The 18,433-nt window shown below is 52.6% G+C and carries 14 protein-coding genes and 1 pseudogene; 5 read left to right on the top strand and 10 right to left on the bottom strand.

Annotated features, from left to right (window positions below; translation table 11 throughout):
* Positions 1 to 97: 97 nt before the first annotated feature.
* The 5 genes from BMZ14_RS00595 to BMZ14_RS00575 all read right to left on the bottom strand — a co-directional run bounded on the left by BMZ14_RS00595 (position 98) and on the right by BMZ14_RS00575 (position 3,541).
* A complete protein-coding gene (locus BMZ14_RS00595) occupies positions 98 to 502 on the bottom strand; it encodes a very short patch repair endonuclease (protein WP_074795378.1) in 405 nt (134 codons plus the stop codon).
* 99 nt (positions 503 to 601) lie between these two features.
* Complete coding sequence (locus BMZ14_RS00590; RefSeq protein WP_074793581.1) at positions 602 to 1,498, bottom strand: NotI family restriction endonuclease; 897 nt, start codon at positions 1,496 to 1,498, stop codon at positions 602 to 604.
* Positions 1,491 to 2,768 (bottom strand): DNA cytosine methyltransferase, encoded by a 1,278-nt coding sequence (locus BMZ14_RS00585; RefSeq protein ID WP_083396564.1) that lies wholly within the window; start codon positions 2,766 to 2,768, stop codon positions 1,491 to 1,493. The genes BMZ14_RS00590 and BMZ14_RS00585 overlap by 8 nt, the downstream gene beginning before the upstream one ends.
* A gap of 12 nt (positions 2,769 to 2,780) precedes the next feature.
* The gene (locus tag BMZ14_RS00580; RefSeq protein ID WP_074793579.1) at positions 2,781 to 2,975 is read right to left on the bottom strand and encodes a ribbon-helix-helix domain-containing protein; all 195 of its coding nucleotides are present in this window, start codon (positions 2,973 to 2,975) and stop codon (positions 2,781 to 2,783) included.
* A gap of 302 nt (positions 2,976 to 3,277) precedes the next feature.
* The gene (locus BMZ14_RS00575) at positions 3,278 to 3,541 is read right to left on the bottom strand and encodes a helix-turn-helix domain-containing protein (RefSeq protein ID WP_074793577.1); all 264 of its coding nucleotides are present in this window, start codon (positions 3,539 to 3,541) and stop codon (positions 3,278 to 3,280) included.
* A gap of 142 nt (positions 3,542 to 3,683) precedes the next feature.
* Here BMZ14_RS00575 and BMZ14_RS00570 point away from each other — a divergent pair, with 142 nt between their 5' ends.
* Complete coding sequence (locus BMZ14_RS00570) at positions 3,684 to 4,682, top strand: DUF4268 domain-containing protein (protein ID WP_218144950.1); 999 nt, start codon at positions 3,684 to 3,686, stop codon at positions 4,680 to 4,682.
* Positions 4,683 to 4,685: 3 nt separating this feature from the next.
* Here the strand turns inward: BMZ14_RS00570 and terL are convergent, their stop codons facing one another.
* The 5 genes and pseudogenes from terL to BMZ14_RS00545 form a co-directional block, all read right to left on the bottom strand.
* Positions 4,686 to 6,113 (bottom strand): phage terminase large subunit, encoded by a 1,428-nt coding sequence (gene terL / locus BMZ14_RS00565; RefSeq protein WP_177186882.1) that lies wholly within the window; start codon positions 6,111 to 6,113, stop codon positions 4,686 to 4,688.
* Positions 6,100 to 6,693: a DUF5681 domain-containing protein gene (locus tag BMZ14_RS00560; RefSeq protein ID WP_074793573.1), complete on the bottom strand. Its 594-nt coding sequence runs from the start codon at positions 6,691 to 6,693 to the stop codon at positions 6,100 to 6,102. Before BMZ14_RS00560 ends, terL begins: the two co-directional genes overlap by 14 nt.
* Positions 6,686 to 8,110, bottom strand: coding sequence for a site-specific DNA-methyltransferase (locus tag BMZ14_RS00555; RefSeq protein ID WP_218144949.1), 1,425 nt, complete (start codon positions 8,108 to 8,110; stop codon positions 6,686 to 6,688). Before BMZ14_RS00555 ends, BMZ14_RS00560 begins: the two co-directional genes overlap by 8 nt.
* 158 nt (positions 8,111 to 8,268) lie before the next feature.
* On the bottom strand, positions 8,269 to 8,895 hold the full coding sequence (locus tag BMZ14_RS00550) for a hypothetical protein (protein WP_074793569.1): 627 nt from the start codon (positions 8,893 to 8,895) through the stop codon (positions 8,269 to 8,271).
* A 68-nt stretch (positions 8,896 to 8,963) separates the two neighbouring features.
* Positions 8,964 to 9,340, bottom strand: a pseudogene (locus BMZ14_RS00545) (IS1595 family transposase); the annotation flags it as partial.
* 180 nt (positions 9,341 to 9,520) lie between these two features.
* Here BMZ14_RS00545 and BMZ14_RS15570 point away from each other — a divergent pair.
* From BMZ14_RS15570 to BMZ14_RS00525, 4 genes are all read left to right on the top strand, one after another.
* Positions 9,521 to 9,739, top strand: a complete 219-nt coding sequence (locus BMZ14_RS15570; RefSeq protein WP_074793567.1) for a hypothetical protein — start codon at positions 9,521 to 9,523, stop codon at positions 9,737 to 9,739.
* Positions 9,740 to 9,845: 106 nt separating this feature from the next.
* Positions 9,846 to 10,274: a hypothetical protein gene (locus BMZ14_RS00535; RefSeq protein ID WP_074793565.1), complete on the top strand. Its 429-nt coding sequence runs from the start codon at positions 9,846 to 9,848 to the stop codon at positions 10,272 to 10,274.
* An 88-nt stretch (positions 10,275 to 10,362) separates the two neighbouring features.
* On the top strand, positions 10,363 to 18,054 hold the full coding sequence (locus BMZ14_RS00530) for a SpvB/TcaC N-terminal domain-containing protein (protein ID WP_074793563.1): 7,692 nt from the start codon (positions 10,363 to 10,365) through the stop codon (positions 18,052 to 18,054).
* A complete protein-coding gene (locus tag BMZ14_RS00525; protein WP_074793561.1) occupies positions 18,047 to 18,289 on the top strand; it encodes a hypothetical protein in 243 nt (80 codons plus the stop codon). Before BMZ14_RS00530 ends, BMZ14_RS00525 begins: the two co-directional genes overlap by 8 nt.
* The last annotated feature ends 144 nt before the right edge of the window (positions 18,290 to 18,433 follow it).

The raw sequence follows: 18,433 nt of genomic DNA, 5'->3' as shown, positions 1-18,433 counted from the left end.
CTTGGCAACACATCGATGACTGCAGCGATACCTTGTACATACGCGCCAAAATGCTCTCTTCGATATCGCTCATCGCTTTCTTAATGAATGAATTTTCTTATGCAAGGAAACATAGCAACTTTTGCTTTAGAGTCTCATGATTCTTGGTTTCGCATTCCCAGACAGTAAATACACGCCAGCCTTGCATTTCCAGCTTTACAACGTTCTCAGCGTCCCGTTCCTTGTTGCGTCCTAGCTTTGGTATCCAGTAACCCAGGTTTGATTTCGGCTTGTGCGCTGTTCCGCATTCATGGGAGTGCCAGAAACATCCGTGAACGAAAATCACCTTTTTCCGGGATGAAAAAACGAGATCCGGTTTTCCTGGAAGATCCCGCTGGTGCAAGCGGTAGCGGTAGCCCATACCATGTATGAGCTGTCGCACAATCATTTCGGGTTTCATGTGCTGACTGCGGATTGCACGCATATTTGCACTCCGCCGCGCCGGGTCAATCTTGTCCGTCACCTTAAATCTGCTTATCTGAAGATTTTTGCAGAAACCAGCGTAAAGCCGCAAGCTGTAGCCATAAAAGCGGGACCGCACTATTGGCCTTAATACTGAAGTTCACAACTCAGCGATGATTGCTTGCTCGTAAACTTTTGGCGGGGGCAAGTTGCTTGGGGCCGTAAAGGCAAGCGCCACCTGGTCAACCGTCGTTGTGTATTGGCCTATCAGTTCGAGGCTGCGTATTTGGCCATCGGGCACAGGCGGTCCCACGTCATACCACATCATTGTCACTGCGCCCGATTGTTGATGAATCGGGGTCAAAGAGCCGCCCAGCCGTTCAGCAATCTTTTTGTAAACAGGTGTTGGACAGATAAAGAAAAGCCCCTTGTGGCAGAGCGGTTCCCGGCGCAGCACGTGCCCTTTGTAGATGATCTGTGGAAGTATTCGTTTATTGACGTTTTCCCAATTGAACCCAGCTGTGCTGCTTCCGGCGAAAGGGATGCCTGCCAAGTGAGCCGAGCGTTCGGCCTGATAGTTTCCTGTCGTATCGATGGATTGCACTTCAATAGCAACGAAACCGAGAAGCCGTCCAGAAGGATCGACATGAGCAAGAATCCAGTCCACGAAATAAGCACCAGATTTAGCCCGGCTCGGCAGACGCAGCTCCTTGCCCCACCGTTTTCCAAACACCGCAATACAGGGCTTTCCGGGATTTTTAGCACGGTACTGGGTAACTTCACCCCCAATAACAAGATCAATCCCATCACCAAACGACTGCAAGGTTACATCATGAAGGATTTTGTAACTTCCAGAATAGAGCCGGATTGGGCAACAGATTACCGGCCCGCTTGTCATTGGTTTGAGTGTGCAAACTCCACTAATAGACCCATCGCTGAGAGTTTTTACGCAAGTCCGCTCAAGGAACGGACACTGCAAAGTGTCGCGTGCTGTTTGTGCCGCCAGCGATTTATCCAGAGGGCTATAGCCAAAAAACTCCGTAATGGTACTAGCCATGTATAGCTTCCAGATCAGTCATTGCAGCACTATGCATCTCAAGGTGAGTACGGATACTAGCCCCAATTTCCTTTGCCATGAGCACCGGGACCGCATTGCCTACTTGAACATACTGTGAAACGCGGGAACCAAGAAACTGGTAGCTATCAGGAAAAGATTGAAATCTTGCCGCTTCCCGTACTGTTAGAGTCCGATTTTGATCGGGCAGAAACGCAGCACCCCAATGCGGATCACACTTGGTGAGAACTGTCCCGGCTAATCCATTATTGCGGAGCCGGCCGTACCGTTTGGTGTGATCAGATTTTCGTGCGCGCTGCATTCCTTTTGGAAGCAATTCATGAGGGATATCACGCCAAGAGCCTCCTGGCTTTACGTGCTTCATGCGTTCCACATTCTGCTTTGAAAGTTTCGCAGCAAAGTGGTTATAAACCACACCTTTAGGGTTACGCATCCTTTGCGCGTACTCACTTTCAGCCTCAATTGTGTAGCCAATTGCTTCGGCTCCCTCGCCCATATCAAGGCGCGGCAGATCTCCAATTGCTTCTGCAACTGTTACTGTTGGTAAGAGGTGAGCTTTATCCGATTCCGCGAGCTGGAATGTCAGAACACCGCTTCCACCCCGAAAATTTGCTCGTCCCATTGCATAATGCGTAGGCTCCGGTGCAGCGATTTCTCCCAGCTTGGAACCAAGCAAAATTAGACGCCACCGCTCTTGAGGCACGCCATAATGGGCAGCAAAGAGAACCTTTACTGTAACGTAATAACCCAATCTCCCGAATTCGCTCAGAATACGCTTCAATACCATACCATCGCCGAGCGAGAGCAAACCTGGGACATTCTCAAAAAGGAATGTCTTTGGCTCAAATTCTTCAAGAAATCGCACATAGTCCGTGAAAAGCTTATTGCGCGGATCGTGAAGAAATCGCTCAGGGGCATTAATTGAAAATCCCTGACAGGGTGGTCCGCCAACGAGTACATCTAGCTCGCCTTTTTCGAGCTTTAACTTTGATCTGATTTCGATGGGTTTCACATCCTCAATGTTGCGCCAATCCGACCAGGCCTCAGGATGGTTGTGCTCAAAAGTCTTCATCGCCTCCATCATGCAGTCATTGCCGTAAAGACACTGATATCCTGCTTGCCGGAATCCTTCGGTGATCCCCCCTGCCCCTGAAAACAAATCGATGGTTCGCAACAATGCCAGCTGTACCACCCGCTTACCAGGCGTCACTAATTTCAGCCGGGATTTCTTTGTTTTAGGTGTTGTTCTCATCCCTGTTCTCTCTTAGCTCTTCCCGAACAGCGGCCATTGTTCGGCAATGTATTTTTCTGCCGCGTCCCGCACGATCCAGGCAAATGAGACTTTCTTCTTTTCTGCTAATTGCTCTAACGTGCGGTAGATCTCGGGTGGAAAACTCACAGAGGCGCGAAGCGCCGGAGTTGTTTTCATTTTTGCTGATTGCTTACTTTTGGTGGCCATGTTTAGCTCCACATAATTAATATGCACCACATTACACCAATTCGGTGTGTAAAGTCACTTCCTTTTTAAGTCATGGGCGGCTTTTGCCGCGAGGACACTGTTGGGGCATGCCGCTTACCACGATATATCTGTATTCTTCTTGGCCTGAGCCAAACCGTAGGCGGTTTGGAGCGATAACTAGGCTTTACTCGAACCGCCGAATGCCTGTACTGGACGCACATTCTAGTTGCCGCCTCCGTCGATCGGCGATATTCAACACCCGAACCATCCGGCTATCACAAAAAAATAGTTGGTTACAACCCTCAGCGTTTTTCGACCTGCTCGAATAATGCCGGGTCCAATAGATCTTTGAGCGCTACGCCCAATACATCGGCCATCCTGCCCATATTATCGATCGACACATTGCGTTCCTCGCGCTCGACGCCGCTGACATAGGAGCGGCTCATGCCGGCCATCAGGGCCAGCTGTTCCTGTGAGATATCGTTGATGCGCCGGTAACGGCGTACATTTCTGGCAAATATCTGCCGCGCAGTCAAATGTGCAGTTTTCTGGATCGGCTTTTTCATTCGGAAAAGCTTCTCCGATACCTCGTATGCATACAACACTTCATAGGAAACGTATGGCACACTATGAGTGTCATTTAACCTTCTATGGAGTTCTAAACATGCTCTTCTACTTACATTTTCCGCAAACTGCCCCTTATCCCTTTTGGACGGCACCATGAATTTCGGCCTCCTCCAACCCGTGGCACTCAAAGACCTCTGGCCCGGCGAGGCGACCCACTTCACCCCATGGCTGGCCGAGAACCTGGATATCCTGGGCGAGAAGCTCGGCATGGAATTGACTTTGGACAGCACCGAAGTCTCGGCGGGCAATTTCTCAGCCGATATCGTCGCGCGCGACTTGTCCACCAACCGGGTGGTAGTGATCGAAAACCAATACGGACGCACGGACCATTGCCATCTGGGCCAGATCATCACCTACTCATCCGTCCTTGGCGCCAACGCAGTAGTATGGGTCGCAGAATCAATCCGGCAGGAACACAAGACCGCCATCGATTTCCTCAACCAGCATTTGAAGGAGGGATTGCAGTTTTATGCGTTGGAAGTTTCAGTGGTGAGGATCGACGATTCGCGTCCGGCCTATACCTTTAATCTGGCGTGCGCGCCGGCGGAGGTGATTGCCCTGCCCCGCAATGAGGAGCCGAGCGAAATCAAGCAGAAATACCGGACCTACTTTCAGGGATTGATCGATGATCTGCGCACCCAGCACCAGTTCACCAATGCACGTGCCGGACAGCCGCAGAACTGGTACACCTTCTCATCGGAGAACTCCCGGGTCTTTCTCTACAGCACCAGCTTTGCGCAACAGGGGCGGGTCAGAGCCGAAGTCTATATCGACTGTGCAGACAAGGCCAAAAACGAAGCGCTGTTCGAACTGCTGTTTGCCAGCCGCGCCGAGATTGAAGCCGCGATGGGCTACGAACTCAGCTGGGAGCGGCTGGAGGCGCGCCGGGCCTGCCGTATCGCGGTATATCGAGACGGGGATATCGATGCCCCTTCGGAAACGCTGGAAGAGATCAAACGCTGGGCGATCATGGCCTTGCTCAAATTCAAGGCCGTGTTTCCCGAGCGCATCATGCAGGCCTACAGGCAGGTCAACCGGACTGGCAGCCTCGTCTCATCCCAGCAAACTGAACACGTATGACGCCTATAGCACATCATATATCGTTGATCGGCGTTGCTTCAAATACTGCAGCGCCTGCGTGGTCGAATCTACCTGGTCGTCGTATTTGCCGCCGGGGAATCCGGTCAGCTCGTGCACATAGCCTGCCAGCCACGGGGCGTATTTCGGCAGAATTACTTTGTCCTCCTCGAACAAGGTCGTGTGCATGTACAGCCGCATGATTTTATCCATACCTGCGGGCGGCAGGACGGGTTCGATACTGTAGATCCCCTCGCGTTTGAGCTCCTGGATGAGTTGCGTGCCTGAGGCCTTGTCTTCGATCAGCAGCTTGGCTGCCGGGTAGTGGTGCCGCAGTTCCTTGGCCGCTTTCTTGAGCTCAGGGTATTCCATGCGTTTGCGGAATACATCCAACAGGTAGAAACGGTGCTCGTGCACCCCCCAGGTGGTGCACACGCTGTAATCGCTGAACTCTGTGGCCTTGTTGGCCGTGTCCCAGCTTTGCACCACGCGCCCGAAGCGCTTGGGCCAATCGGCTGGTTCGCAATACCGTAGCCAACGGGTTTTGACGATAGCCCCGCCCAGAGGAACGGGGCTTTGCTGGTACTGGCTGGCGAAGTTATAGGCGCCGATGCTACCGCGTATGCGTTCCAGCAACGCCAGCGATTCGCGCTCAGGATGCAGGACCTCACCGATGGCGCGGCGGTATTCCCGCCGGCCGAACACTCCATTGATCACGAAGGATTGGGGCTCTTCCGCAATTGCCGGCAGCGACAGGACCTCCCAGCCTTCCTGTTCCAGCACGTGGCCCACCAAATCGTCCTGATGCAGGCGCTGCATGGTGACAATGATGCAACCCTTTTCCTTATCGTTGAGGCGGCTGAGCAGGGAATTATCGTACCAGCCATTCACGGTCTTGCGTGCGGTGTCGGATAAGGCCTCATCCGGTTTGAGCGGGTCGTCGATAATGATCAAGTCCGCGCCACGGCCGGTCAGCACTCCACCTACCGAAGTGGCCATGCGCGTGCCCTGCTGTGTGGTCATGAAGTCGTCGACCGCCTGGCGCAGGTGCGAGATACGTGTGCCGAAGGCAGAGCGGTACCACGCGCTCTGCATCACCGCGCGGCAATCGCGTGCCAGTTTCTCAGCCAGGTCCTTGCCGTAGCTGGCACAGATGACATGTCCGGCGGGATGATGACCCAGATACCAGGCCACGAACGCAATGCTGATGCAATGGGATTTCAGATGCCGCGGCGGCAGGTTCACGATCAGGCGGCGGATCTCTCCCCGATGGCAGGCTTCCAGCTTGGCTGCGATTACATGGATATGCCAAGCGGGCACGAACTGTGTTTCCGGGTTCAATTCATAGAAGGCCCGCTCGACGAAGCTATAAAGGTCATGACGCAATACAGCGTCCATCTCCACGCTGGTCGCACCCAGGCTAGTCAGATTCACGGCCACTGTCCTGGCGAGGCGAACAAAGAGGATCAAATGCCCGTGGCAGGCCATCCGCCCCTGTACTGCTGCCACTACTGCTGGCTGCTGCTATCTGCTGCCGGGATGAGCGGACATCATCTGCCTGGGCATCTTCCATCCGTTGCTGCGGTGACCGGACTTCATCGGCCGCAGCGATTGCAGGCGTGGCTTCCATCTGCATCAGCCGCCGGTACAAGCTCTTCAGTACCAAGTGGTCGGGAGGCAACAGATCCCGCGGCGCATTCGATAGCGGAGATTGTTCATTCTCCTGCTGGCGTTCCTGCTCCAGCAGGAGCTTGACAGCGGGCAACAGGCCTGTGGCGGCTTTATTGACCAGATGCTTAGCGGTGGCTTCGCGCTTGGATATGGTCTTGCGGACGCCATTCTCCGTGACCGAAATACGCGTGTTCAGCTCCGCTTCCAGCACGGTGGCGAAGTTTCTGGAACCCTTTTGGCGCCCCTTGGGATTGCCGCTCCTGCCAGGCTTGAAGCGCGTGGACTGTGGCGGGCGCTTGTAGCCTATTTCGTAGGCATTGTCATTGGGATTCTTGTCAGACATGGCCCGCCTCCTGCGTCGTGGCTTGCTCATGCATTCTGGTTTGTTCCTGTGACCGGTCTTGTGCCCGTATCCGGCTTTGCTCGCGCATCCATGTTTCGCGCGCGGCATACGTCATGCCCGAGGCGGCATGGATGGCCTCTGCTCCGGTATGCCGTTCCCAGCGGCGGATAGTCACATCCACATAGCATGGATCGAGTTCCATGCCACGGCAGGAACGTCCTACACGTTCTGCGGCAATCAGGCTGGTGCCGCTGCCGAGAAACGGGTCGAGCACGAGATCCCCGCGTGCTGAGCAATCAAGCATTGCGTCAGCGACCATCTGTACCGGCTTGACAGTAGGATGCAGCGCCAGCAGATTGCCTTCTTCCCCCTGGCGGCTGAGCGTATGCGCGCCGGGATATTCCCAGACATTGGTGCGGTACCTGCCGTAGGTACCCAGCTGGACATTGTTGCGGTGAGGGGCGGTGCCATTCTTGAACACGAACACAAGTTCATGGCGGCTGCGGTAGAGCGAACCCATGCCGCCGTTATCCTTGACCCAGACGCAGAGGTTCTTGAGGCCGCTATAGGCCTCTTTGCCGGCAGCGGTAATCTCATGAATATGGCGCCAGTCCATGCAGAGGTAGTGCAGCGAGCCGGAGAGGGTGTGCCGGGCCAGACACTGGAACACCTCGGTGAGAAAATCAGCAAACTCGGCCTCGCTCATTTCTCCCGCGGCCATGGCGAATTCCCGGTGCTGCATGACACCCTTGCCGCTGACATGGCCGTTGATGGGAACGTTATAAGGTGGATCGGTAAAGACCATGTGAGCCTGTTTGCCTTCCAGCAGGACGGTATAATTCTCCGGCTGCAGGGCATTGCCGCACAGCAGACGATGGCGGCCGAGCTGCCACAAGTCGCCGGTCTGGCTCACCGGATGATTCGTCCCGGTCTCTTCTATCCGGTCAGCGGGATCCGGGTCAGCCGCTTTACCCAAGGCCGGATCATCGATACGCAGGTCGATCTCACCCATGGTGAAGCCGGTGGCTTCAATGCTGAAGTCCAGATCGGCGGCGGCCAGTTCGCGCAGGCTTTGCGCCAGCAGCTGATCATCCCATTCGGCTATTTCGGTGAGGCGGTTGTCGGCGATGGAGAACGCCCGAGCTTGCTCGGAGGTCAAGTGACTCAGCTGAATGGTGGGAACCTCGGCCCAGCCGAGCTTCTGGCAGGCCATGACGCGGCCGTGGCCAGCCAGGACCTTGCCGGTATCATCGATGAGGACCGGAACATTGAAGCCGAAGCTCTCGATGCTCTGACCGATCTTGCGGATTTGCTGGGAAGTATGGACCCGCGGATTGCGCGAATCGAGGTGGAGAGCAGTGATGGGACGATACTGGATGATCAGGTTCATGGAAATTCCTCCTATTTGTTGCAGCAAGGGATTTGCTATGCACAAGCAGAAGCTTAGAGGAAGAATTTCTTTCCCATAATGGGCAAAAATCGATGTGGTATGACCTGAATTTATGCCCCCCCTATTAATATCCTCTATTCATGTCCTCCTGAGCAGATGAATCATTCGATATATGGCAGGGATAATCATTTATGTTGCGGAAAAGTCTCGAGGATATATCTGTTATGGGTAAACAGGTCCGGGGGAACCGGGTCAGTGGGTTTTAATTGTATGTTTCCCCATCGAGCTTGCTTCCACCTTTCGGTCCAGGTCCACCCCATGCCATTTGCCGCCAAAAGACTGTCCTCGAAGCCTCGCAGGTATCCCGGCTCTCTTCTGTCAAATAACGTGACAATTGGACGCTTATGCGTATTGGCACCGATGCAGCAAGCCCAACATGATTCGTCCCATTCCGGGGCATTGGTGATTCGTCTCACCCCCCGTTCGTCGGCATAACCGTATTTTTCGAGAAGCTTGTTACGTGCGGCTAACTTCGTATCGCCCAAGTGTCTCAAATACATAAATTCGGCAAAGATGGCGGCGTGGCGCCGGTCGGATCTAGGCCGGCCAGCTTTTTTTGGAGCGCTTAGTAATTCAAGATTGCCGATGCGGTATCTGGAGACCGTGACAGAGGCCTCGTCAGATATGCTTCTTTCTCCGGGTGGCAGAATGAGTATTTCTGCTGGGAAGAAGTCGGACTCACTGGCCTTATCAGAAAATAAGCGTCTTATCACGATTTCAATTTCAGGCTCGGGTCTTTTAGGTATATCCATGGTACCCACCAATGACTTCAGTTGCGCTAATCAAAAATGGATAATAAGTATATACCTCTAAACCATTTTCAGTTTAACTTGGGTATGCGTCTGATGTGCTCCCACTCTCGCCGGTTAAAGCGATAACAGAACTTATTGAGATACTCTTGCAGATACTCGGCCGACACACCGTGATAGGTTCCCAGCAAAAATGCCTTGAGTTGCCAAATCGCGATATGCACCCAAGGCAGCCATTGACCGGCCAAAGCAGGCGGAGTCACACGCGCGGCATGGTGCTGAGTTTTGCCGATCTCCAGCAGCGAAGGCAATGCATCACTACGCACCCATTGGCCACGCGGAAGATGCCGCTTAACAAACTGCGCACTTTGTCCCGCGTCACGACGGACACCTGTTGCATGGCAATGTAGCCGGCGCGCTTGTCCCGGTTCTCAATGGCCACCAGCACCAACCAGCTCAAATCGTGTAATACCAGCTACGGCCATGACAACGTAATCTCTTAACAAACCCCTACAGTTATTTATTGAGGCAATTTGCACGAGCTCCATACTTGTCTTTTCTATTTTTTAAACTATAAAGAGTTAATACTAGCGTGTTAGCCTGGATGAAGAATGGTATTCAATTTTAGGTGCTAGTTCGGGTTGGTCTTGCTCATCCTAATAAAGCGGACGCTCCAGGCATTTGCAAGCCTAAACCGACGAGGTGTACGGAACAGTTCAAACCAATTTGCGGTTATAACGGCAAGATCTATGAAAACGCACGTGACGCGGCAAGCGCACGCGTTTCATCGCTCACGAAGGTGAATGCGGTACGCGAAATCCATAAGCATGCGATGGGCTGCCGGTAATAAGATGTGCCTCAATACGGAACTAGGAAGTCCAAATGATGAACTACGCTTTACAAACAGCTGGTTATTTGGAGAGCAGGACTCAGTCATAGAAAGGAGGAAAGTCATGGCCACTACCAAAACAGAGACCGCAGCCCCGCTAGAATTCTGCTATCAGTACGCGGCGAAATTTATTTGTACCGCCAACATTCCGGGAACATCACAAACTACAAGCTCATTTTTGCCTGGCAGTTATCAAACTGCCATCAACATCCATAATCCTTACGAAAAAGAGGTCAAGCTGCGTCTAAAAATCGCGCTCGCAGGCGGTTTCAACACCAAATGGATTACTGAAACGCTGAAAGGCGATCAGGTGATCAAAATCGACTGTGCTGATGCGAGACCGAAATTTGATCTGCAAGTCATTCATGGCTTTGAAGGATTTCTAGTGATCGAGAGCGCCCTCAGCATTGATGTAACTGCTGTTTATACTGCAGGCAAGGGTGAAGTTGCCAGCATCGACGTCGAGCAGATCAACGAACGCAAACTGGATTGATGTGAGTACCGTCACTGCGTTGAGAAGATAGTTTGCAGCAGACCAATCTACCGATAAATTCGAACTAATTCTCTCTGGAGGGGGGTAAATGGAGCATCCAGCTGGTGCAGAAACTCGGAAGGAGAACGAGGCATCAGCAAAGGGGGCACCCTGGCAGTCTGCCCCAACGATAGCCCTTCCGAAGGGTGGTGGTGCTATTCGCGGTATGGGTGAAAAGTTCGCCGCCAATCCAGTGACAGGCACCAGTTCCATGTCGATACCTATCGTAACCTCTCCCGGTCGGTCCGGCTTTGAGCCTCAGCTCTCGATATCCTATGACTCCGGTGCAGGCAATGGAACATTCGGCTTCGGGTGGAGCCTGTCCCTACCTTCTATTACCCGCAAGACTGATAAAGGGCTGCCGAAGTATCGGGACACTGAGGAGTCGGACATATTCATTTTGTCCGGCGCAGAAGACCTGGTCCCTTGCCTCGTGGAAAGCGACGGCAGGTGGCGGCCGGAATCATTACCAACACGAACGGTTGACGCCAAAAGCTACCATATCAAACGTTATCGTCCTCGCATAGATGGCCTCTTTGCCCGCATCGAGCGCTGGACTAATCAATCCGATCCGTCAGATACTTTCTGGCGATCCATCACCCGCGATAATCTCACCACCTGGTACGGCAAGACTCCCGAAAGCCGGATAGCCGACGCTGCCGATTCCGCGCGTATTTTTACTTGGCTTATCTGCGAGAGTTATGACGATAAAGGCAACGTCATGGCCTATCGGTATAAGGAAGAAAACTCGGATAACATCGACCTATGCCTGGCGAATGAAAGAAACCGCACTTCACAGTCTCGTTCTGCTAATCGATATCTCAAGCACATTCAATACGGCAACCGCACCCCGTACCACCCAACACTAAAGGAAAACGAGCCGCTGGTACCCCTACCCAGCGACTGGCTCTTCGAAGTAGTCTTCGACTACGGCGAGCATGATGAAGGCTCGCCCATGCCTTCGGGCAATGCCGGGTGGCTGTCCCGAGCAGATGCATTTTCCACTTATCGTGCCGGGTTCGAGGTGCGCACGTATCGCCTGTGCCAGCGGGTTTTAATGTTTCATCATTTTCCCGAAGAGCCTGGGGTTGGGGCTAATTGCCTGGTACGTTCAACCGACTTCACCTATTCTCACGAAGAAAACCCTACCGATGCCCACAATCCCATCTTTTCCTTTCTGCTATCGGTAACGCAGTCGGGCTACAAACGCCTGGAAAATGATCTGTATCTCAAAAAATCACTGCCGCCGCTGGAATTCGGATATACAAAGCCCAGGATATGCAGAGAGATTCAGGAAGTCGATCCCGAAAGCCTGGAAAACCTGCCTTACGGACTGGATGGCTCGCGTTATCAATGGGTCGACCTAGATGGCGAAGGTTTATCCAGCATTCTGACTGAACAGGGGGATGAATGGTTTTACAAACCTAATCTGAGTCCCATCAACGTGCAGACTTGCCAGGGAGAGGAGCGCGTTACTGCTCGCTTCGGTCCTGTTGAAATGGTTGCCAAAAAGCCTTCTCTGGCAGCCCTGAACTCCGGCCGCCAACAGTTGCTCGATCTCGCAGGTGATGGCCGGCTCGATCTTGTTGAACTTGTTGGACCGACTCCCGGTTTTTACGAACGCACGCACGATGAAGATTGGGACAAGTTCGAACCCTTCACCTCTCTCCCGGTTCTGGATTGGAGCAATCCCAATCTTAAATTCGTCGACCTGACTGGCGATGGACATGCCGACATCCTCATTACGGAAGACCATGCTTTTTGTTGGCACGCTTCTCTTGCGGAGGCTGGCTTTGGTTCTTCACAGCGCGTGCATCAAATGCTGGATGAAGAAAAAGGCGCCCGGCTGGTGTTTGCCGATGGTACCGACTCGATATTTCTTGCAGATCTTTCGGGTGATGGCCTAACCGATCTGTTGCGGGTTCGCAATGGCGAAGTTTGCTACTGGCCCAATTTAGGGTACGGTCGGTTCGGTACCAAGGTACGAATGGACAACGCCCCGTGGTTCGAGGCACCCGATCTATTCGACCCAAGACGCATAAGGCTTGCTGACATCGATGGCTCGGGAGTGACGGATGTCATTTATCTGGGGCGAGATAGTATTCGTCTCTACTTCAATCAGTCCGGCAATAGCTGGAGTAAGCCTGTCAAGCTGGTCCCTTTTCCCGCTACCGACAACTTGGCCACGATACAAGTGGCCGATCTGCTGGGTAATGGCACGGCCTGTCTGATCTGGTCCTCCCCGTTGCCCATTGAGACACGCAGATCCATGCGTTATGTCGACCTGATGGGCGGGCAGAAACCTCATCTGCTGATCAAGACAGCCAACAACTTAGGAGCAGAAACGCACGTTCGCTATGCGCCTTCCACCCGCTTTTATCTTGCCGACAAGTTATCGGGTAAGCCATGGATTACCAAAATTCCATTCCCGGTACACGTGGTGGAGCGAGTGGAAACTTATGACCGAATCAGCCGCAACAGGTTTGTCACGCGCTATGCCTATCACCACGGCTACTTTGATGGGATCGAACGCGAGTTCCGTGGTTTCGGCATGGTTGAGCAATGGGATACGGAAGATTTCGCTGCATTCAGCGCGAGTTCCACATTTCCGAATGCAACAAACATCGATGCCGTTTCCCACCTCCCTCCGGTATTGACTAAAACCTGGTTCCACACGGGCGTTTACCGGGAAGTCGGGGAAATATCCAAGCATTTCGAGGAGGAGTACTGGCTTGAATCCAGCTTAGATGAAGGGAATGTAAGAAGATTAGATGTTGAGCTGGCGAAATCCATGCTGCTTGATGACATTGTATTGCCAAAGACCATACGGTGCAGAAATGAAAAACATGTTGCGGTCTCTTTATCGGAAGAGGAAAAGAGGGAAGCTTGCCGTGCCCTAAAAGGATCGATCCTGCGACAGGAAATCTATGCGCTCGATGAAACCGAAGAGGCTTGCAGTCCTTATCGCATATCAGAGCGCAATTACACTATTGAGTTCCTACAACCCCACGGCAAAAACAAATTTGCCGTGTTTTTCACGCACGCGCGCGAGACCGTTGACTTCCATTATGAGAGAAAACTATACCCTATTGAGGTGGAAGGCTGCCACTACAGGCTGGCTGATCCTCGCGTCTCCCACACGATCACCCTGTCCGTAGACGATTACGGCAATGTTCTTCAATCGGTCGCCGTTGGTTATGGACGCCGCCACGGAGAACTGGAAAACGGGTTCAAGGAGGAAGACCGCGAAAAACAACGGCGCATGCATATTACTTATAGCGAGAACCGGTTTACCAATGCTATTAGTCAGGATGAAGGCTACCGGACGCCATTACCTTGTGAAAGCCGCACCTTCGAATTATTGAAGGCAATGCCGACAGCCGATCTCCCGCACATTACAAATCTGTTCCGTTTCGATGAGATGGTTCAATTGGTCGCTGCTGCATGTGATGGGGCGCATGACATTCCCTATGAGGATGTATACGCGACTTTCGCCACTGATAAGCATCCGTACAGACGCTTTATCGAACAGATGCGCTCGCTGTACATCCGCGATGATCTGACCCGGCCGCTTCCGCTAGGAGGGCTTGAGCCAATGGCGTTACCCTATGAAAGCTACAAACTTGCTTTCACGCCAGGACTGCTTAGTGACGTGTATGGGGCACGTGTGACCGATGCCATGCTGGAAAACGACGGTCGTTATGTTCATAATGAGGGCGATTGCAACTGGTGGATCCCCTCAGGGCGGATGTTCCTTTCGCCGGAAAGCGCCGACACCCCGGCCGAGGAGCTTGCGTTTGCCCGTCAGCATTTTTTCCTGCCCCATCGATACCGTAATCCCTTCCACACAGAGGAAGTCCCTACCGAGAGTTTCGTCCGCTACGATACTTACAATCTGCTCATGCAGGAAACCCGGGATGCTCTTGCCAATCGCGTTACGGTCGGCGAAAGGGATCCCGACGGCAACCTCATCAAGCAGGGCAATGATTACAGAGTACTCCAACCAAGGCTGATCATGGACCCGAACCGCAACCGCACCGAGGTCGCGTTCGACGCGCTTGGCATGGTAGTGGGCACGGCGGTAATGGGCAAACTGGAAGAAACTCTGGGCGATTCGCTCGAGGGCTTCGAGGTTGATTTGAGTGACGAAGTCGTCCTCGACCATCTTTCAAATCCTGGTGTTGATCCGCATTCGATTTTGAACCGAGCAACGACAAGGCTGGTTTACGACCTGTTCGCCTATCAACGCACTAGGAACGAGCCGGATCTGCAATCGGCAATGGTCTATACGCTGGCTCGGGAAACCCACGTAGCCGACCTGCCGGAGGGACGTAAGACCAAGATTCAACACAGCTTCTCCTATTCCGACGGCTTTGGCCGAGAAATCCAGAAGAAGATTCAGGCAGAGCCAGGCCAAGTAGACGGCGTTCATACCGTAACCCGCTGGGTGGGAAGCGGTTGGACAATCTTCAATAACAAGGGCAAATCTGTGCGCCAATACGAGCCGTTCTTCAGTAACACGCATAGATTTGAATTTGCCAAACAGCAGGGTGTCAGCCCCATCCTTTTTTATGATCCCATCGAACGGGTCGTCGCGACGCTGCATCCCAATCGCACTTGGGAGAAGGTTGTGTTCGATCCATGGCGGCAAGAGACCTGGGACGTCAACGACACGGTATTGCTCGATCCAGACGCAGATACAGAGGTTCAAGGCTTCTTCCGTGCCTTACCGGCCACTGATTATCTGCCTACCTGGCACCAGGAACGCATCAACCTACCTCAAGGCGATTTGGAACGGCAGGCAGCAGAGAAAACGTCGCATCATGCGAATACTCCAACGCTTGCTTATTTCGATGCCCTGGGCCGTCCCTTCCTGAGCATAGCCGACAATGGTCCGACAGGAAAATACGCCACCCGAACGGAACTCGACATCGAAAGCAATCAACGTGCGGTTGTCGACGCGAAAGATCGTCTTGTCATGCGCTATGACTACGACATGCTCGGCAACCGCATCCATCAGGCCAGCATGGAGGCGGGTGAGCGCTGGATGCTGAACGACGTGGTGGGCAAACCGGTCCGCGCCTGGAACAGCCGGGGACATCGCTTCCGTACTGAATACGATCCGCTAAGGCGGCCATTGGGATTATTTGTTGTAGACACGGATGCAAATGACGTTTCACGGGAAATCTTGTACCAGCGTACCGCGTACGGCGAGGAACAAGGGGAAGCCCATAATCACCGGACTCGTGTCTTTCAAGTTTTCGATGGTGCAGGTGTGGTCACCAGCGAAGCCTATGACTTCAAGGGAAATTTACTCCATAGTAAACGCCAGTTGGTTCAGAACTACAAACACACCCCTGACTGGTGCCAGCAGCCAGAGCTGGAAGATGAAACCTTTGTCAGCCTCAACGGCTACGATGCTCTCAATCGGCCCATTACACTGACTACGCCGGACAAAAGCCTTATCCAGCCTGCCTATAACGAAGCCAATCTGTTGGAAAAACTGCAGGTTAATCTACGCGGCACAGAGACCGCAACGTGGTTTGTGACCAACATCAATTACAACGCAAAGGGGCAACGGGAGCGGATCGAACACGGCAATGGTACCAGGACCGAGTATGCGTATGACGAGAAGACTTTCCGCTTGACCACTTTAAAGACCTTGCGACGTAACACCCGTTTACAGGACTTGAGTTACACCTATGACCCAGCGGGGAATATCACGCACATTCGTGACGAGGCTCAGCAGACGATTTTTTTCCGCAATCGCCAGGTCGAACCCAGCACTGATTATGTCTACGACGCCATCTACCGGCTGATCCAGGCTACCGGGCGCGAACATCTGGGGCAGTCAGCCAACGGCTGCCCGTTTGGACCGGTGCCAACCAGTCATAGCGACCAATCCCGCGTGGGATTGCTCCATCCGGGTGACGGCCAAGCAATGGGGATTTATCGGGAAAGCTACGAGTACGACGAGGTCGGCAATTTCCTGCGTTTACTGCATCACGGTACCAATCCGCATCATGCCGGCTGGAAGCGTGAGTATCAGTACAAAGAACTCAGTTTGCTTGATCCTGGTCAGAACAGTAACCGCTTGAGCGACACGCGGGTAGGCGAGACGACGGAAACCTATGCCTACGACATTCACGGCAACATGCTGCAATTGCCACATCTGGCGGAGATGGCATGGGATTTCAAGGATCAGTTGCGGGCGGTGGGTTTGGGTGGGGGCGGCAGAGCCTACTACGTCTACGATGCAAGTGGTCAGCGTGTACGGAAAGTTCATGAGCACAACGGCAGCACCGTGGAAGAGCGGATATATCTCGGTGGATTTGAGATTTACCGCAAACGCAAGTGTGGGGAAATCACGTTGACGCGGGAAACGCTGCATATCATGGATGATAAGCAACGCATTGCGTTGGTGGAGACAAAGACACAGGATGCGGATGCGTGCGACGATTTGCTGTCCCCGATCATTCGTTATCAGCTCGGCAATCATTTAGGTTCAGCCAATCTGGAACTGGATTTCGAAGGGGGGGTGATTTCTTATGAGGAATATTACCCGTATGGTAGTACCTCTTATCAGGCGGGGCGCAGTGTGTCGGAAGTGAGCTTAAAGCGATATCGGTATACGGGTAAGGAGCACGACGAGGAGAGTGGTTTATATTACCACAGTGTGCGGTATTACGCACCGTGGTTAGGAAGGTGGACGAACTGTGATCCAATTGGGATAAAGGGCGGATTAAATTATTACACTTACTGTGACAACAACCCAATTAATAGAACAGATACCGCTGGCACGGATTGGGAATGGTGTAATCCTTTCAATGATAGTGATTGTGGAGTAGGTAGTACTGCAAAAGTATTTGCGGAACAAGCAAGTGATGTGGCTACAGGGGTATGGCTTGCTGGTAAAGAGGCAGTTGTCGGAGTCAAAGATCTTGCTGTGGGTGCATTTAATGTATCTCTTATTGGTATGCTCGTAGATCGTGAGCAATGGGAAGAGTCTAACCGGAAACTAGAACAGGTTGTCTCGACTATTGTTGATAATCCCGGTGTAGTTTGGGAGGCGGTAAAAGAACCCTATGTAAAAGCTTGGGAGGAGGGACGGCCGGGTGAAGCAATCGGGCGCGGCCTGTTTGAAATAGTCAACATTGTGGCTGGGACCAAAGGAGTGGACAAAGTCGCCAAGGGTTCGAAGCTCGGGGCAGTAGCCACGAAGGTAGATGACGCTACGAAAGTCGCCAACAGGGTGGATGACGTCGCAAATCTTGCCAACAAGGCCAAGGAGGCTGGCAAGGCTACGGCTGAGTTATTCAGCAAACGCCCAGCATCTTTTGACCCAATGCCGGAAGGGCAGTTTAAGAGAATTCAGGAAGCTTTCAAGAGGCAAGGAAAAGTGATCGACAATTCAGAGGATGCCCTTCGATATCTTGAAACCAGGGGAGCTGAAGGTGTCACTTTCAATGCTGAAACTATTCTTGTTAGGCCCGGTGCTAGTCCAAGTACCGTATTTGAAGAGCTTATACATGCGACCCAACATCGAACAGGGCGTTTTGCGGAGTGGACAAGGAAGTATGGAAATGCTGGAGCTGAAGCAATGGCAGAATATGAAGCCGCAAAACGTCTCGTAAAAAATCGATCCGCATATGGAATATCTGATGCGGAAAACGCCATCAATGTAAGTAGGGTCAAGCAGTTTGAGGCTGATCTCAAGACGTTAGGAGTACCTTATGAATAAAATAGGTGATGTTCAAAGAATTTTTTCGTTGCATGAGGATTGGATCGTGTCAATCAGCATCAGTTCTAAAAATGAGCTTCACATCAAAAATGGAGACCTGATTCGGTTCGGAAAGTGCGGGGAAGTAGTAGTCTCAGGACTGAAATACTGGCCGGACCGGAGTGCCCTGGACGTGCTGATCAAGAAAGAGGAAAGAGTGCCCCAACCAGGGGAAATTGTTTATATCGTTAATTAATAGGAGACATACTGAGCTAACCGTATTTTCCGGACCGTTTAATTTGGAATTTCACTGCTAGCCTGCTCAAATGCTACCGCACTGACTATTCCAAGGTTTGATGGATCCGCTGGGGATTATAGAACAGCTCGATATAGAAGATTG

The sequence above is a fragment of the Nitrosospira briensis genome (assembly GCF_900115125.1).
In the GTDB taxonomy this organism is placed as follows: domain Bacteria; phylum Pseudomonadota; class Gammaproteobacteria; order Burkholderiales; family Nitrosomonadaceae; genus Nitrosospira; species Nitrosospira briensis_A.
Note: the sequence above shows the minus strand (reverse complement) of the source record. Positions and strands in the feature narration are given on the sequence as shown.

Excerpts from the sequence above, each read along its gene's own strand:
- BMZ14_RS00560 (WP_074793573.1), bottom strand. The coding sequence starts at position 6,693 with ATGTCTGACAAGAATCCCAATGACAATGCCTACGAAATAGGCTACAAG.
- BMZ14_RS00535 (WP_074793565.1), top strand. The coding sequence starts at position 9,846 with ATGGCCACTACCAAAACAGAGACCGCAGCCCCGCTAGAATTCTGCTAT.
- BMZ14_RS00550 (WP_074793569.1), bottom strand. The coding sequence starts at position 8,895 with ATGGATATACCTAAAAGACCCGAGCCTGAAATTGAAATCGTGATAAGA.
- BMZ14_RS00580 (WP_074793579.1), bottom strand. The coding sequence starts at position 2,975 with ATGGCCACCAAAAGTAAGCAATCAGCAAAAATGAAAACAACTCCGGCG.
- BMZ14_RS00590 (WP_074793581.1), bottom strand. The coding sequence starts at position 1,498 with ATGGCTAGTACCATTACGGAGTTTTTTGGCTATAGCCCTCTGGATAAA.
- BMZ14_RS00585 (WP_083396564.1), bottom strand. The coding sequence starts at position 2,768 with ATGAGAACAACACCTAAAACAAAGAAATCCCGGCTGAAATTAGTGACG.
- BMZ14_RS00525 (WP_074793561.1), top strand. The coding sequence starts at position 18,047 with ATGAATAAAATAGGTGATGTTCAAAGAATTTTTTCGTTGCATGAGGAT.
- BMZ14_RS00530 (WP_074793563.1), top strand. The coding sequence starts at position 10,363 with ATGGAGCATCCAGCTGGTGCAGAAACTCGGAAGGAGAACGAGGCATCA.
- BMZ14_RS00575 (WP_074793577.1), bottom strand. The coding sequence starts at position 3,541 with ATGAAAAAGCCGATCCAGAAAACTGCACATTTGACTGCGCGGCAGATA.